The sequence below is a fragment of the Streptococcus sp. 2100 genome (genome assembly GCF_013276335.1).
GTDB classification, from domain to species: Bacteria; Bacillota; Bacilli; order Lactobacillales; family Streptococcaceae; genus Streptococcus; species Streptococcus pseudopneumoniae.
On the sequence record NZ_VMKV01000037.1, the window covers coordinates 36,226 to 50,280 of the forward strand.

Sequence of the window (14,055 nt, forward strand, 5' to 3'; positions counted from 1 at the left end):
CTAAGCAATTTTAGAAACTTTATGGCATACTAGACATATCAATGAAAGCGAGGTAATCTCATGGAACAATTTTTAGATAACATCAAAGATCTTGAAGTCACTACAGTTGCGCGTGCGCAAGAATCTCTTGATAAAAAAGAAACTGCAACCTTCTTTATCGGTCGCAAAACTTGCCCTTACTGCCGTAAATTTGCAGGTACATTGGCAGGTGTCGTAGCTGAAACCAAAGCTCACATCTACTTCATCAATAGTGAAGAAGCAAGCCAACTCAATGAGTTGCAAGCATTCCGCTCACGCTATGGAATCCCAACTGTACCAGGCTTTGTTCACGTTGCAGATGGACAAATCAACGTCCGTTGCGACTCTTCAATGTCAGCACAAGAAATCAAAGATTTCGCAGGATTGTAAAAAATCAGCTAACAAGTCTTAAAATCACAAAAACGCATAATATAAGGTGCCAGAAAACCTTGATATTATGCGTTTTATTGTTCCTAAAACAGTTACATCAGCATTTCATTACAGAACATTTTAATTTTGGAAGTCAAATCAATTTTTAACAATGGTTTAGAAATCACAGTGGGCTATTCCATATTCAATTATCCAGATTCAATCGCTATTATCGTTTTCCTAGATTACAAAAAACTGCGTTTTGCTAATCAAAACGCAGTCTCAGCCACTATTTTATCTTACTGTCCTTCTTTTACTTCTTTGGTTGCTACATCTTCTCCAAACCATTTTTGGCTGATTTCTTGGAACTTGCCGTCCTTGTAAAGACTAGAAAAAGCTTCATTTATCTTCTTAACCAGAGTTGTATCTTCCTTACGGGCTCCAACCGCAAAAGCTTCTGTTTCTAGTCCAACTGTAAAGACATTATAATCGTTTAAAACACCTTCTGCTTCTAAATAATAGTTTGCATAGACACGGTCAATCAATAGACCGTCAATTCGATCATTTTTCAAATCAATCAAGGCTTCATTAAAGGTTTGGTATTGATTCGCTTCCTTATTAGCGACAATATCCTTTAAAATCGCTGGGTTTGCTTCAAAGTCCGCATAACCAGATGAACCAGCTTGAGCTCCTAATGTCTTTCCAGCCATATCCTTTGCAGTCGTGATACCAGATGACTTCTTCGTAACCAATACCTGCTCATTCTTCATATATGAGTTACTGAAAGCCACCTTTTCACGGCGTTCATCTGTAGCAGAATAGCCATTCCAAATCAGATCAATCGTTCCTTTTGTCAATTCAGCTTCTTTCAAATCCCAATCAATCGGTTGCCAGTTTACTGTGATTCCGTATTTTTCAAAAACAGCTGTAGCTAAATCAATATCAAATCCTGCATAAGAACCATCTTTCTGAGCAAATCCCATTGGAACAAAAGTGCTATCAAATCCAATAGTAATAGACTTGTTAGACTCGTACTTAGACCAATTATCTCCACTAGTTTCGCTAGCATTTTTTCCACAAGCTACTAAGAACAAAGCAGTCATTAGACTGACTAATACAAGCATCCATTTTTTCATCCATTTTTCCTCCTATTTAGGTTCTACTTTCAATAATACATCTGCGATATTTTCAGCAAACTGCAAATCGTGGGTTACCACAATCTGTGTCATACCAAGTTCCCTATTTTGCAAGATTAGTTTTTCCACTTCCAAGCGCAATTCTGGATCTAGGGCAGAAGTTGGTTCATCATAGCCAATGATTTCTGGGTCAATCATCATAGCACGCGCCAAGGCCACCCGCTGCTTTTGCCCACCAGATAGTGAAAATGGATAGGCGTCTGCATGCCCTCCTAGTCCTAACTGTTCCAAGAGACCACGCGCCTTCTTCTCAGCCTCCTCCTGCTTCATTCCCATGGTCTTCACAGGCGATAAGGTCAAATTTTCCAGAACTGATAAATGAGGGAATAGTTGAAAATCTTGGAATACAAATCCCAGTAGATTGCGCTTCTGCAATTCATCCAGCTCTAAAGGTTGTCCATTATAAAAGATTTGCCCTGAATCAATGGTTTCAAGACCTGCAAGCATACGTAAGAGGGTCGTCTTACCTCCACCAGAAGGTCCAACAATAGCCAGGATTTGCTTTTCAGGAATACTTAGACTGAAATCAGACAGGATTTGTTTGTCTCCAAATTTCTTATTGATATTTCGTAATTCTAACATGGCAACCTCCTATCTATAATAACTGTACTTCTTCTCAACTTTTTTGGAAATAATTGTCACAATCCCAATTAAAATCAAGTAAATGGCACCTGCCAAGAACATAGGAACCAGACTAGCATCGCGGTTAGCAGCTGTTCGACTAGCCAAGATAAGATCTGAAATTCCTAGAGCATAGACCAGAGAAGTATCCTTTACCAAACTCATAACCTCATTAAAGACACTAGGAAGAACAATCTTGGTCACCTGAGGCAAGATAATATGGCGTACTGTGGCAAAGGGACTAAACTTCAAGACCTTGGCAGCCTCATACTGTCCTCTTGGAATAGTGTCAATTCCTCCACGGAAAATTTCTGCAAAGTAAGCTGCATAGTTGAGAACAAAGGCAATAATGGCAGCAGGAAGGCGGTCTAAACGAATCCCAATACTTGGAAGCACATAATAAATAAAAATCAGTTGCAAGAGTAAGGGGGTTCCCCGCATAATCCAGATGTAAATGTTAATCAGATAATGGAGGGGCTTCCAGTGGACTTGCAAGGCAAAGGCAATCAAAACGCCCAAAGGAATCGAAAATAGCAAGACCAGTGCAAAGACCTGTACAGTCGTGCTCGCACCATTCAGTAAACTCGGTAATATCTCAAATAAATAAGACATACTGCACCTCCTAAAAGTAATTGTTCCTATTATAGCATGAATAAACAAAATAACCAACCATTTTTGCAAAAAAATTCTATCATATACAAATAAAAACCGTAGCTATCAAAAGAGATAAACTACAGTTCTATATGTTTAAACATTCTTACAATCTCTCAAACAGTTCTTGCATTTGCACATCATCTGGAACCAGTTTTAAGTAAGCTTGTGCATTGACTTTTGCTTCCTCAAAGTAGCCCAATTCACGCAAGAGGTAGATATAGTGTTCCAGAAACTCTGGATTGTCCTTCAAATCTCCTGACAACTCTTGGTAATGCTCATAGGCAGTATCCAAATCGTCTATTTCTTGATAGGAACGAGCAATCATCCACTTGGTCAAGAGATTTTCTGGCTCCTCACTTTGCAAGTCTAGAATATCCTCATAACGCTCCTGCTCCAGATAAATAGTTGCTAGACGGAGTAAGATTTCTTCCGTATCCTCAGCATCTTCTTTAGCAGTAAGGAGGTAGTTCTCTGCTCCACTAGCATCATGCAATTCATAAGAAAATTGTGAAGCAGCCAGCAAGAGGCGAGTTTCAAAGGGATTTTTCTCTAAGCCTTGCTTAGCGATACGCAGGGCTTCTTGAACTTGGTGTTCCTTATGTAAGGCCTGGCTATAACCATATTCATAGCCTTCAAAGTCAGGAGAAATGATATCGATCTGCTTAAAATAGAGGACAGCCTTTTGGTATTCTTCTTGATCAAAGTAAAGACTGGCCAACTCAAAAGCTGTTAGGTCATCGTATTCTAACTCCAGAGCTTTTTCTAAAAACTCTGTGGCCGTTTCAAATTTCCCTAACTGAGCATAGGCAAAGCCAATTCGTTGATAGGTAGAAATGCCTGTTTGCTCATAAATCGAGCGATTATCTAACTGGGCATAGCCTTGAATAGCCTCTTGGTAATTTTCCAACTCACTATCCAACTCTGCTAAGCCCAATATCAAGAGAGGATCCTCTGAGTAGGTCAAAGCCTCCAGCAGTTTCTCACGCGCTACATCTGTCAAACCTTCCAGCTGGTAAAGGTCTGCTTTAAGCGCCAAAGCCGAAATATACCAGTCACTGTCAGCTTGGATTTCCTCTAGATAGGCAAAGGCTTCTTCTATTTGACCATCCTCGCTAGCGATTGCTGCTAGATTAAGATGAACCTCTGGAAAGTCCTCTACGATTTTCAGGTAAATTTCCTTGGCCTGAGGATAAAAACCAATCCCTTCAAGATAAGTTGCCAACTCATACAGAAGATCACTTGAATCATTTTCTAAAGCTTCGGCGAAATAATACTCAGCCTTGGCTAAATCTTGCTCTTCCAAAGATTGTAACATCTGTTGACTATTGTTCACTTTTGACTTCCTCGCCCTCTAATTCATATAGACCACTGACTACCTTATACCATTCGAAAATGGCTGAAATGACAACCTTAGCAGAGGCATAAACTGGAATACCGAGTAAGACTCCCCAGATACCAAACATAGATCCTGAAGTTAACAAAACAAAGAGAACATTAATGGGATGGATATTTAATTGACTTCCCAAAATCAATGGAGAGACAAAACGACCTTCAATAGTTTGTTCTACGATAAAGACAATCACTACTTTCAAAAGCATGACTGGTCCAGCAATCAAGCCCAATACTAGGGCAGGAAGCATGGCTAGGAAGCTACCAAGATAAGGAACCAGATTTAAAATACCAGCAGTAACACCAAGCGTAACCGCATAACGTAGACCGATAATCTTAAAGAAGATCATAAACATTACTGCTACAATAATAGCCACTGTTACTTGCCCTCGAACATAGTTGGACAACTGTTGATTCACATCTGATAAAACTTGTCCAACAGGTTCCTTCAATTTTGTCGGCATAAATTGGGTCAAATAGTTACGCAAGCCTTTCCCATCACGCAAGAGATAAAAGAGCATAAAAGGAACGATAATCAAGGCAACAATCACTTGAGAAGCCCCGCTAATAAAGGCACTCACCCAGTTGACTGCCTGAGATGAAACTTTACTTGCCCAAACTGTAGCCTGACTAGAGAAGTTTGTCAAAACCTGCTCTAACTGAGGTCTGAAATCATCTGGCAGGTGCTGGGCTACCAATCCATTAACAATCCTATCTATATCTTCTAAGTAAACAGGAACGTTTCTTGCAAAGGTCAAAACCTGACGTTGCAGATTTGGAATAGCTACTGCCAAGCCCCAAATGATAAAGATAGCGATGATGACAAAGACAATAGTGATAGCTATGACACGATTCACCTTATGCTTCTCCATCCAATCAACAATAGGATTTAATAAATAATATAGTAAACCAGATAGAATAACTGGCAGCATCACAACTGCCAAAAAGTCTAAAACAGGTGAAAATAGAAAACTAATCTTACTTAAAATAAAAAGATTCAGTCCCAATAATAAGGTTACCAAAAATACCGTAATGGCCTTGTTATCCAAAAACCACTTGAAAAACCAAGACAGGCTAAAATGTTTCTCTTTTTGTTCCATAAATACTTCCTTTCTATCGTTCTCTCATTATACCATTTTTAAATCAAAATAACTCTTTTTTAAAGTGCTTACATCTAATTGGATGTCTTTAATTGGCTTGTTTTTGTGATATAATAGTCTTATCTTTATATAGAGGTAAAGTTATGAAAGAAACTGTTTATTTTGGAACTTACACACGTCGTACTTCCCAAGGGATTTACAAGGCTGACTTTGATACAGAAACTGGTCAGCTTTCAAACCTAGAACTTTTTGCAGCTGAACCAAGTCCAACCTACCTTGCCTTTGACCAGCACCAACATTTATACACCGTTGGTAGTCAAGACGATAAGGGGGGAATTGCAGCCTATCAAACTGACGGGACTGTGTTAAATCATGTCGTTGAGGAAGGAGCTCCCCACTGTTATGTTGCTGTCGATGAAAAGCGTAATTTGGTCTATGCAGCCAACTACCATAAAGGACAGGTACTGGTTTATAAACGTCAGAAGGATGGGAGCCTTTTACTTAGTGATGTAGATCAACACAGTGGCCAAGGTCCACATGAAAATCAAGCATCTCCTCATGTTCACTATACAGATTTAACACCTGACCACTATCTAGTGACCTGCGATTTGGGTACTGACCAAGTCATCACTTATGACCTTGACCAAGAAGGAAAATTATCTAAGCTCTACACCTATCACAGCCAGCCAGGAGCAGGCTCACGCCATATCGTTTTCCATAACCACTATAAAATCGCTTATCTGATTTGTGAACTCAATAGTACTATCGAGGTTTTAATCTACGATGGTGTTGGCGAATTTGAACGTATGCAGGTTATTTCAACTTTACCAGACGGTTATGAAGGCTTTAATGGAACCGCTGCTATTCGTCTCTCTAAAGACGGTAAATACCTCTACGCTTCTAACCGTGGTCATGATTCTATCGCAGTATATACCATCCTTGCGGACGGTAGCTTAGAGTTATTAGAAATCGTTCCAACACATGGTCAGACTCCACGTGATTTTGATTTGACACCTGACCAAAAATTTCTCATTGCTGTCCACCAAGACTCTGACAATGCAACTGTCTTTAAACGTAATTGTGACAATGGTCGTCTAGCAGAACTCTCCAACGACTTCCATGTTCCCGAAGCAGTCTGCATCCGTTTTGCTCCTTAATACTCTTCAAAAATCTCTTCAAACCACGTCAGCGTCGCCTTACCGTAGGTATGGTTACTGANNCTGTGTTTTGAGCAACCTATGGCTAACTTCCTATGTTTGCTTTTTGATTTTTATTGAGTATAAAACACCATAAAAAAATGAACTTGGAATTTTCAAGTTCATTTTTTCTTATAGTCTATTTCCGACATTAATACGGTTAATGGCACGTTGCAGCGCAATCTTCGCACGACGTTCTTGGTCAATCAAGTGTTTGTCTTGTGCTTCTTCAATTGCACGTTCTGCACGAAGTTTGGCACGTTCTGCACGACTGATATCGATATCACGAGCACGTTCTGCAGAGTCAGCGACGATTGTGATCATATCATTGGCAATTTCAATAACACCGCCATTTACTGCAATCCAGTTCACGTGATCTTCGTCATCAATACGTTTCACCTTTACTTCATCAACTGCTAAAACCGCAATCATATTTTCATGTCGTGGCAAGATCCCCATCTCACCATCCAGAGTTCGAACCGATACATAGCTGGCATGGTGATCATAGACGAGACCATCTGGTGTCACGATCTGGACAGTTAACTGAGTCATAGATCACCTCTTAAAATCCCATTTTTTCAGCTTTTGCAATCACATCTTCGATAGAACCTACACCACGGAAGGCATCTTCTGGCAAGTGGTCGTATTTACCATCAAGGATTTCCTTAAAGCCACGTACCGTTTCAGTAACTGGAACATAAGAACCTGGCTGGCCAGTAAATTGTTCCGCAACGTTGAAGTTTTGTGACAAGAAGAACTGGATACGACGGGCACGAGCCACCAAGGTCTTTTCTTCATCAGAAAGCTCATCCATACCAAGGATAGCAATGATATCTTGCAATTCATGGTAACGTTGAAGGACACGTTTTACTTCTGCAGCAACTGCATAGTGCTCTTCTCCAACGATTTCAGGTGCCAAGGCACGTGAACTTGAAGCAAGTGGGTCAACGGCTGGGTAGATACCCAATTGTACCAACTTACGTTCCAAGTTTGTTGTTGAATCCAAGTGAGCGAAGGCTGTTGCTGGCGCTGGGTCAGTATAGTCATCCGCTGGCACATAGATAGCCTGGATAGAGGTTACAGACCCCTTCTTAGTTGATGTAATACGCTCTTGCAATTGACCCATTTCCGTAGCAAGGGTTGGTTGGTAACCAACGGCTGATGGCATACGACCCAAAAGGGCAGATACTTCTGAACCAGCCTGAGTGAAACGGAAGATATTATCAATAAAGAGAAGCACGTCTTGGCCTTCTACATCACGGAAGTATTCAGCGATTGTCAAACCAGTAAGGGCAACACGCATACGTGCTCCTGGTGGCTCATTCATCTGACCAAAGACCATGGCTGTTTTCTCAATAACGCCTGATTCTTTCATTTCCCAGTAAAGGTCATTCCCCTCACGAGTACGTTCCCCAACACCGGTAAATACTGAAATACCACCGTGTTCTTGGGCAATGTTGTGAATCAATTCTTGGATTAAGACGGTTTTACCAACTCCGGCACCACCGAAGAGTCCAACTTTACCACCTTTAAGGTAAGGGGCAAGAAGGTCGATAACCTTGATCCCTGTTTCAAGGATTTCAGAAGAGGTAGACAATTCATCAAAAGTTGGAGCTTTTTTATGAATTGGCTGACGCTCTGCGTCTTCTGTAAAAGGAGCTTCCAAGTCAATGGTATCTCCCAAAACGTTGAAGACACGTCCCAAAGTTTCTTTACCTACTGGTACAGAGATTGGACGACCTGTGTCCAATACTTCCATTCCACGAGTCAAACCATCTGTTGATTCCATGGCGATAGTACGAACCATACCATCTCCCAACTCTAAGGCTACTTCAAGGACGATTTTTGTTTTTCTTTCGTCATTTTTGTAGACGACAAGTGCATTGTTAATCTCAGGAAGTTTTTCCCCTGCTGCAAACAAGACGTCTACAACGGGACCGATAACCTGAGCAATTTTACCTGAACTCATCTCCTTCTCCTATTCTATATAAGATACTGTCGGTTCCTAGTTCAACTAGGTCCTAAGTTCATTTTCATACGAGCTGGACTAGAGCCTATTCTAAGGCACTAGCACCTGCTACGATTTCTGTAATTTCTTGTGTAATCGCCGCCTGTCTGGCACGGTTATACTGAATTGTCAAATCATTGATGACTTTCTTAGCATTATCAGTCGCTGTTTGCATGGCTGTCATACCAGCAGCATTCTCAGCTGTCTTGGCATCGATAATGGCACCGTAAATCATACTTTCTGCAAACTGAGGCAACAACTGCTCCAAAATTTCTTCTCGGCTGGTTTCCAATTCAAAAGTCAAGCTGTAGTCTTCATCCGCTTCATTTGGATCCAAGTCAACAATCGGAAGCATTTGTTCCACACGCATTTGACTGGTTAGCGTATTGACATGGTGGTTGTAGCAAACATAGAGTTCATCAAAGAGTTCATTTTGGTACATTTCAACAGTTTTTGAAATAATCTTACGAACTTGATCAAAGCTAGGCTGATCCGCCAAGCCACGTAATTCATAAAGTGGTTGAATACCACGAGCCTTAAAGAAATCAGCTCCCATTCCACCGATACAGATCATTTCAAAACCTGTACCGTCTGGGTGGTATTCTTCTTTCAACTCCATAACGGCTTTCAGAATAGAAGAATTATACCCTCCAACCAAACCGCGATCTGAAGTAATGACGATATAGCCTGTCTTCTTCACAGGACGGCTAATCAGCATGGGATTGGTTGAGCCACCAGCTCCATTACCATGAAGAATATCTGTCAAAAGTTTGCGAACTTTCTGAGCGTAAACTTGGAAGTTGCGAGCAGCTTCTTCAGAGCGACCTAGCTTAGCAGCTGATACCATTTGCATGGCATTAGTGATTTGACTCGTATTTTTTGTTGAGGCGATTTTTGTTTTAATATCATTTAGAGATACTGCCATCTGACACCTCTATTCTTATTGGAAGCTAGATTGATTGAGAAACTCTGTAATCGCAGCATCCAAGACTGCTTCTTCTGGCAAGTCTTTTGTATCACGAATGGTTTCCAAAATATCTGGATGTTGAGCGTCAAAGAAGGCATGGAACTCTTCCTCGAAACGAACAATATCATCTACTGGAACAGTATCCAAGAAACCATGTGTCAAAGCATAGAGAATGGTTACTTGTTTCTCAACAGGTAAGGGTTTGTGAACAGGTTGTTTCAAGACCTCAACGGTACGACGTCCACGGTTCAACTTAGCCTGTGTTGCTGCGTCCAAGTCAGAACCAAACTTAGTGAAAGCTTCCAACTCACGGTATGAAGCAAGGTCGATACGAAGTGTACCAGCAACCTTCTTCATGGCTTTGATTTGTGCAGAACCACCTACACGCGATACAGATGAACCCGCATCGATGGCTGGACGAATACCCGCATTGAAGAGACCATCACCAAGGAAGATTTGTCCATCAGTGATAGAAATCACGTTGGTTGCGATATAGGCAGAGATATCTCCTGCTTGTGTCTCGATAAATGGTAGAGCTGTAATTGATCCACCACCAAGTTCATCAGAAACTTTAGCTGAGCGCTCAAGCAAACGGCTGTGAAGGTAGAAGACATCTCCTGGGAAAGCTTCACGACCTGGAGGACGACGAAGCAAGAGTGACAGTTCACGATAAGCTACCGCTTGTTTTGATAGATCATCGTATACAATCAAAACATGCTTCCCTTGGTACATAAATTCTTCCGCCATGGCAACCCCAGTATAAGGAGCTAGGAAGAGCAATGGAGATGGTTGTGAAGCAGAGGCTGTCACAACGATTGTGTAGTCCAAGGCACCGTACTGACGAAGTGTTTCTACTTGCGTACGAACTGTTGATTCTTTTTGTCCAATTGCGACATAGATACAGATCATATCTTGATCTTTTTGGTTCAAGATTGTATCAATCGCAATGGTTGTTTTCCCTGTCTGACGGTCACCGATAATCAACTCACGTTGACCACGACCAATCGGTACAAGGGCGTCAATAGCTTTCAAACCAGTTTGCAATGGTTCTGAGACTGACTTACGTTGCATGACACCAGGAGCTGGCGCTTCTACTGGACGAGTTTTATCAGTGTGGATTTCTCCCAGACCGTCAACCGGACGACCAAGCGGATCCACAACACGACCAATCAGACTTTCACCTACTGGGACTTCCATGATTTTACCTGTACGGCGGATTGTATCGCCTTCACGAATATCTGTAAAGTCACCTAGGATGATAATACCAACGTCTGTTGACTCCAAGTTTTGAGCCATACCATAAGAGCCGTTTTCAAAGATCAACAACTCTCCACTCATGGCATTGTCAAGGCCATGAGCACGCGCGATACCGTCCCCGATATAGGTTACAACACCTGTTTCAGTCACATCAAAATTGGGTTTGAAATTTTCAATTTGTTGCTTAATTAAAGCGCTGATTTCTTGTGCGTTAATTGCCAAAAGAACACCACTTTCTATTTCAAATTTTCTTTAACAACTTTAAGTTGTTGTTTAATACTCACATCAATTGTCTTGTGATTGGCAAAAATAACAAAACCACCAATGAGACTTTCATCGATTTGTTCTTTTACACTCCTTACTTTCAGAGACATTTTCTTCTCAATCAAAGGGAGCAAACGACTCTTTTGTTCATCAGTTAGAGGATGAGCAGCAGTAATCGTCACTTCAAATCGATTTGTTTCTTTTTCAAGTCGGTCCAAGCAATCTACAAGCACATCATAAAAAAGATTTGCTCTGTGATTGTAGACCAGAACCTGGATAAAGTTTTGTAATAAAGGTGACACAGAGTCTTGGAAAAAAGCAATCGTTTTTTTCTTGTCAGACTCATCTACTGTCACTTTTTTTAAAAAAGAAGGTAAACCTGTTTCTTCAGCAACTTGCTTGATTTGAGTCAAGTCTGAAAAGATACGGGCTTCTTCTCCTTTTTCAAGTACCAATTGGACAAAAGGCATGCTGTATTTTTCAATTACCTTTACTGTTTTCTTGTCCATTAAGCTTCTCCTAGCTGATCGATATACTGATCAATGAGTTCTTTATGGGCATGACCGTCAAGGTTTTGTGAGATGATTTTACCAGCTAGGCTGATGGTCAAATCTGCTACCTCACCCTTAACGCTTTGTAAAGCTTCAGCTTTGTTTTGAGCAATTTCTTGGTTTGCTTTTTCTTTTAAGCGTCCTGCTTCTAGTTTAGCATCTGCTAAGATATTAGCCTTACTTTGCTCAGCTGTTTCCTTTGCATTTTCAATGATTGTCTTAGCTTCTTTACGGCTACCAGCCAATTCATCTTCGCGTTTTTGAGCCAATACTTCTGCTTTTTGACGGGCTTCTTCAGCTCTGTCAATATCTGAAGCAATTTTTTCAGCTCTTTCTTCGAAAATGCCTGTAATATTAGACCATGCAAATTTTTTAATCAAGACTAGCAAAAGAATAAAAGAGCCAGTGATTAAAATAAAATTACCAATCAATTCACCTACTGTTACGTGCATCAGTTACTCCTTTCTATTCCTCTTCAATATTAATCTTATTCCCTAAATACACAGATGTCAAAAGAGTAAAGACATAAGCTTGGATGCAGGAAATAAAGACAGAAAATGCAGTCCAAGCCAAATTAGCTCCAAAGGCTACTGGATACCAATAAATAGCTTGGTGGGAAAGAAGAAGTAACAAACTCGTCATGACCTCTCCTGCAAAGATATTCCCAAAAATCCGCAAAGCCAAAGATAAGAAGTTTGTAAATTCTTCCAAGATATTCATCGGTATGACAAAAACAGGACTCATAAAAGATTTTATACTTTTTTTAAATCCACGACGACGAACGCTTTCTATATGTGTCAACAAAATGACAAGAAAAGATAAGGTTAAGTCATACTGTAAATTAGCGGTTGGCGAACTCCACCAGTTAGTCCCATCGATCGTTTGAAGCTTTGTCATTAAGCCAAGGTTATTGGCAATCACCATGAAAAGAAATAAACAAAGGAAAAAGAGTGAGTAATCTTTCATGTAGCGCGAACCAATGTTAGGTTCTGTAAATCCAATAACAAAGTCATAGACATACTCAAGTACATTTTGCTTTCCTTTGGGTTTCAAGGTCATATTGCGGCTTGCCCAATAAATAAAGACAAAAATAACTCCCACAATCAACAAGGTCATGGCTAACATAGTCAGATTGAAGATAACAGGACCAATAGAGATGATTGGATTAATACTTTCTTCCATCTAAAATCCTCCCTTTTCTTCTCGTTCCATGTATTTATTTGATAATAAATGAGAAGACAAGAGTTACAAAGAAAGTTCCTTCAATAAAGGCAACACCTAAAAACATCAAACTACGAAACTCAGAAAGCATATCTGGTTGGCGTGCTACTGATTTAAACAGTCCATTCATCAATAAACCTTCACCGACAGATACGCCCATACAGGCAATACATAAGCCTAAAAATGTTAAATTCATAACGAATTCTCCTTTAAAATAAAATTTACTTACTTAGTGTAGTCCTAAAATTTAAATTTGTCAACTTTTAACCGCTATTGGAAGCGTTTAATAAAAATTATTTCCATTTTCTTTCGGATTTCACTCTATTCTGAAAAACTCGAGAGGGGAATCTCGGATTAATGTCAATTTAAAAAGATAGAGAGTTTTTAGTTTAAATAAATTGTTTTAAGATATCAACCACATCACTTCTTTTCTTAACCCGATAAGCCTTGATTCCCAATTTCTCAGCTGCCATTGCATTGTACCCAATATTGCCCAGAAAGACACAATTTCTAGGTTATAACTGGTATTTATCGATAGTTACTCATATACATCAGTCCACCTCCATACTTATGTGCGAGCCTCTCTTTGTATTATACCTCCATACTCACCTTACAGATTCTTTTGCTAATAATATCTTTGCCCAATGTAGGGATAGTCTTGTAACCTAAAGACTTCCTTGTAGCCATACCTTTTATAAAAATCAAGAGCTTGAAACTGGTAGGTATTGACAAAGGCAAAACGACAGTTTCGATTCTTAGCTTCAGTTTCTGCTTGCTGCAATAGTTTTGAACCGATTCCTTGCCCTCTCAGTTCCTCTTTTACAAATAAATACTCGATTTCTAGCCAATTTCTAAAAGTCTCTACTATCAAACCTGCCAGGAGATTGCCCTTTTCATCTTCGACATAAAGATTAAGTGGCTCACTTTCAGCTTCCTCTCTTTTTGAACGGTTATAAACACGAATCAGATTCCCTATTTCTTGCGATTTATGTGAATCCTTATTTTTCAATCTAAAGTATAGTGAAATAAAATAAAACATGCGCAAATCGATTAAGGAATTTAATCTAATTTCTAACAATGTCTTAGAAACCAAAGTATACTATTTTAACTTCAATGCACTATACATCTAATACTCAATGAAAATCAAAGAGCAAAATAGGAAACTAGCCACAGGTTGCTCAAAGCATGGTTTTGAGGTTGTAGATAGAACTGACGAAGTCAGCTCATACTAAACTAAAATTAAA

16 protein-coding genes are annotated in these 14,055 nt (G+C 39.9%); 2 read left to right on the forward strand and 14 right to left on the reverse strand.

From position 1 onward, the window contains the following. The first annotated feature begins 60 nt into the window (after window positions 1-60). A complete protein-coding gene (locus HT669_RS06260; protein ID WP_172922302.1) occupies window positions 61-408 on the forward strand; it encodes a PedC/BrcD family bacteriocin maturation disulfide isomerase in 348 nt (115 codons plus the stop codon). A gap of 278 nt (window positions 409-686) precedes the next feature. On the opposite strand, the gene HT669_RS06265 is transcribed toward HT669_RS06260, so the two are convergent. The 5 genes from HT669_RS06265 to HT669_RS06285 all read right to left on the reverse strand — a co-directional run bounded on the left by HT669_RS06265 (window position 687) and on the right by HT669_RS06285 (window position 5,347). Beyond that, window positions 687-1,523, reverse strand: a complete 837-nt coding sequence (locus tag HT669_RS06265; RefSeq protein WP_061438856.1) for an amino acid ABC transporter substrate-binding protein — start codon at window positions 1,521-1,523, stop codon at window positions 687-689. 12 nt (window positions 1,524-1,535) lie between these two features. Continuing rightward, window positions 1,536-2,165, reverse strand: coding sequence for an amino acid ABC transporter ATP-binding protein (locus HT669_RS06270; protein ID WP_172922303.1), 630 nt, complete (start codon window positions 2,163-2,165; stop codon window positions 1,536-1,538). Between the two features lie 9 nt (window positions 2,166-2,174). Beyond that, entirely contained in the window at window positions 2,175-2,816 is a 642-nt protein-coding gene (locus tag HT669_RS06275) for an amino acid ABC transporter permease (RefSeq protein ID WP_172922304.1), read from the reverse strand. A 145-nt stretch (window positions 2,817-2,961) separates the two neighbouring features. After that, complete coding sequence (locus HT669_RS06280; RefSeq protein WP_172922305.1) at window positions 2,962-4,191, reverse strand: tetratricopeptide repeat protein; 1,230 nt, start codon at window positions 4,189-4,191, stop codon at window positions 2,962-2,964. Then, a complete protein-coding gene (locus HT669_RS06285; protein ID WP_172922306.1) occupies window positions 4,181-5,347 on the reverse strand; it encodes an AI-2E family transporter in 1,167 nt (388 codons plus the stop codon). Before HT669_RS06285 ends, HT669_RS06280 begins: the two co-directional genes overlap by 11 nt. Window positions 5,348-5,490: 143 nt before the next feature. On the opposite strand from HT669_RS06285, the gene HT669_RS06290 reads away from it, so the two are divergent. After that, window positions 5,491-6,504, forward strand: a complete 1,014-nt coding sequence (locus tag HT669_RS06290; protein ID WP_000665626.1) for a lactonase family protein — start codon at window positions 5,491-5,493, stop codon at window positions 6,502-6,504. A 171-nt stretch (window positions 6,505-6,675) separates the two neighbouring features. Here HT669_RS06290 and HT669_RS06295 read toward each other — a convergent pair whose 3' ends face one another. The 9 genes from HT669_RS06295 to HT669_RS06335 all read right to left on the reverse strand — a co-directional run bounded on the left by HT669_RS06295 (window position 6,676) and on the right by HT669_RS06335 (window position 13,850). Further along, window positions 6,676-7,095, reverse strand: a complete 420-nt coding sequence (locus HT669_RS06295) for a F0F1 ATP synthase subunit epsilon (RefSeq protein ID WP_000192870.1) — start codon at window positions 7,093-7,095, stop codon at window positions 6,676-6,678. Window positions 7,096-7,105: 10 nt separating this feature from the next. Continuing rightward, window positions 7,106-8,512, reverse strand: coding sequence for a F0F1 ATP synthase subunit beta (gene atpD, locus HT669_RS06300; protein WP_000094362.1), 1,407 nt, complete (start codon window positions 8,510-8,512; stop codon window positions 7,106-7,108). Between the two features lie 85 nt (window positions 8,513-8,597). Further along, a complete protein-coding gene (locus tag HT669_RS06305) occupies window positions 8,598-9,476 on the reverse strand; it encodes a F0F1 ATP synthase subunit gamma (RefSeq protein ID WP_000301222.1) in 879 nt (292 codons plus the stop codon). Window positions 9,477-9,491: 15 nt separating this feature from the next. Beyond that, window positions 9,492-10,997 (reverse strand): F0F1 ATP synthase subunit alpha, encoded by a 1,506-nt coding sequence (gene atpA / locus HT669_RS06310; RefSeq protein ID WP_023941010.1) that lies wholly within the window; start codon window positions 10,995-10,997, stop codon window positions 9,492-9,494. Between the two features lie 14 nt (window positions 10,998-11,011). Further along, window positions 11,012-11,548, reverse strand: coding sequence for a F0F1 ATP synthase subunit delta (locus HT669_RS06315; RefSeq protein WP_023941011.1), 537 nt, complete (start codon window positions 11,546-11,548; stop codon window positions 11,012-11,014). After that, a complete protein-coding gene (gene atpF, locus HT669_RS06320; protein ID WP_023941012.1) occupies window positions 11,548-12,042 on the reverse strand; it encodes a F0F1 ATP synthase subunit B in 495 nt (164 codons plus the stop codon). Before atpF ends, HT669_RS06315 begins: the two co-directional genes overlap by 1 nt. Before the next feature lie 13 nt (window positions 12,043-12,055). Further along, complete coding sequence (atpB, locus tag HT669_RS06325) at window positions 12,056-12,772, reverse strand: F0F1 ATP synthase subunit A (RefSeq protein WP_000392851.1); 717 nt, start codon at window positions 12,770-12,772, stop codon at window positions 12,056-12,058. A 34-nt stretch (window positions 12,773-12,806) separates the two neighbouring features. Next, window positions 12,807-13,007 (reverse strand): F0F1 ATP synthase subunit C, encoded by a 201-nt coding sequence (locus HT669_RS06330; RefSeq protein ID WP_001054562.1) that lies wholly within the window; start codon window positions 13,005-13,007, stop codon window positions 12,807-12,809. Between the two features lie 429 nt (window positions 13,008-13,436). Further along, window positions 13,437-13,850 (reverse strand): GNAT family N-acetyltransferase, encoded by a 414-nt coding sequence (locus HT669_RS06335; RefSeq protein WP_166731177.1) that lies wholly within the window; start codon window positions 13,848-13,850, stop codon window positions 13,437-13,439. Between the last annotated feature and the right edge of the window lie 205 nt (window positions 13,851-14,055).